Below are 2,026 nucleotides of genomic sequence, written 5' to 3'. Positions count from 1 at the left end.
CTCCTATGGGGCGCCTCAAACCTTTGATTTCATAGACTTCTCGGCGGGATGCCCGTCAACGGCAGACGGCAACGCCAGGCGGGATGGGGCCTCTCATCCCGCCTGGCGTGACAAAAGTCGCGGTCGGGGCCTCAGCCCCGAGCGCATGCTTTTTGGGCAACAGGCCTCAGGCCGGAATCCTGACGACAACCTCGGCAACTTCGCCGTCCTTCAGCTCGACTGCCGAAGCCTTGGTCTTTGCCCCATTCACCTCCAGCGACACGGCCTTGGCCTTATTGTCGCGGATGACACGAACCTTGAGTTCCGCCCCCAGCATTTTGAGATTTGCCGAGTACCCATCCCAGTGGCTTGGCAGCTTCGGCTTGAACTGGACACGCTTGCCGCGCCGTTCGATGCCCAGAATGCCTTCGACCGCAGCCCTGTAGAGCCAGCCGGCAGAGCCGGTGTACCAGGTCCAGCCGCCACGGCCGCCCTTGCCGTTGCCGGCATTGTCGTCCCCGGCATAGATGTCGGCCGCCACGATATAGGGCTCGACTCGATAGTGCTCGGCCGTGGCCTCGTCGGTCGCGTGGTTGACGGGATTCAGCATCGAGAAACAACGATAGGCCTCGTCGACCTGCCCCATCTCGGCAAGCGCGATGACGAACCATGTGGCGGCGTGGGTGTACTGGCCGCCATTCTCGCGCACGCCAGGCGGATAGCTCTTGATGTAACCGGGGTCCTTTTCCGTCTTCGAGAATGGCGGCGTGAACAGCTTGACGATCTTCAGCTTGTCGTCGACGAGCAGCTTCGTTGCTTGCTCCATGGCGGTGGTCGACCGTGCCGGGTCGCCCTCTCCCGAAAGCACACTCCAGGACTGGGCGATCGAGTCGATCTTGCACTCCTGCGAGTGGCGAGACCCCAAAGGCGTGCCGTCGTCGAAACTGCCGCGCCGGTACCATTCGCCGTCCCATGCGGTGCTCTCAAGCGCCCGCTTCAGAACATCGGCATGCTTTGCCCAGGCCTGTGCTCGCTTGGCATCACCCTCGGTCTTGGCGACGGGGGCGAAATCGCCCAGCGTCTTCAGCAGGAACCAGCCGAGCCAGACGCTCTCGCCCTTGCCGTGCTCGCCGACGCGGTTCATGCCGTCGTTCCAGTCGCCGCCGAGGATCAGCGGCAGGCCCGCGGGGCTGCTGCGCTTGATGGCGAGATCGAGCGCACGCGCGCAATGATCGTAGAGCGTCGCTGTCTTCTTCGAGATTTCCGGGGTGAAGAAGGCATCGTGCTCGCCCTCGCCCAGCGGCTGTCCATCGATGAAGGCCAATTGCTCCTTGAGGATGGAGGCATCGCCAGTGACCAGCAAATAGCGCGCCGTAGCGTGGGCAAGCCAGACCACGTCGTCGGAGATCAACGTGCGTACGCCAGCACCCGTGCGCGGCAGCCACCAGTGCTGCACGTCGCCTTCGGGGAACTGCCGCCGCGCCGCGTTGAGGATCTGGTCGCGCGCCAACTGTGGGTCATGCGCCAGCAGCGCCAGCGTATCCTGCAACTGGTCGCGGAAGCCGAAGGCGCCGCTGGCCTGATAGAAGGCCGAGCGGGCGCGGATGCGGCAGGCCAGGCTTTGATAGGGAAGCCAGTGGTTGACCATGGCGTCGAGCGCCTTGTCGGGCGTCTCGACCTGGATGGTGTCGAGGAAGCCGCGCCATTCGCGCTCATTGTCGGCCAATCGCTGGTCGAAGTCCTTGGCCCGATGCTCCTGCACCAGCGCGCTCGCCTCCTCGACCGACTCGGCGTCGCCGAGCAGCCAGAGCAGCGTCACGTCGCCGCCTGCCGGGATCTCGACGTCGCGGGCAATCGCCGCGCACGGATCGTCGCCGGCCTCGACACGGCCAGACAGCGCCGCACCACTCAGCACCGCCTGCGGTAGCTCGCTGGAACCATGCCGGCCCAGGAACTCCGATCGGTCTGTGGTCACCGAATGGACGCCGCCGTCGGCCGCCAGGAAGGCCACACGCTCGCCGAAATCCAGCCCATAGGGGTTTTGTGC

Annotated in this window: 1 protein-coding gene; it reads right to left on the bottom strand. The window is 65.1% G+C overall.

Annotated elements, in window-relative coordinates; genetic code table 11:
- Positions 1-166: 166 nt before the first annotated feature.
- Positions 167-2,026, bottom strand: a 1,860-nt coding sequence (locus EN925_RS33440) for a glycosyl hydrolase family 65 protein (RefSeq protein WP_348630382.1), incomplete at its 5' end; no start/stop codon positions are given.

The organism is Mesorhizobium sp. M7A.F.Ca.US.006.04.2.1 (assembly GCF_004022915.1).
Taxonomy (GTDB): Bacteria; Pseudomonadota; Alphaproteobacteria; order Rhizobiales; family Rhizobiaceae; genus Mesorhizobium; species Mesorhizobium ciceri.
This window is presented reverse-complemented; position numbering and strand designations above follow the sequence as displayed.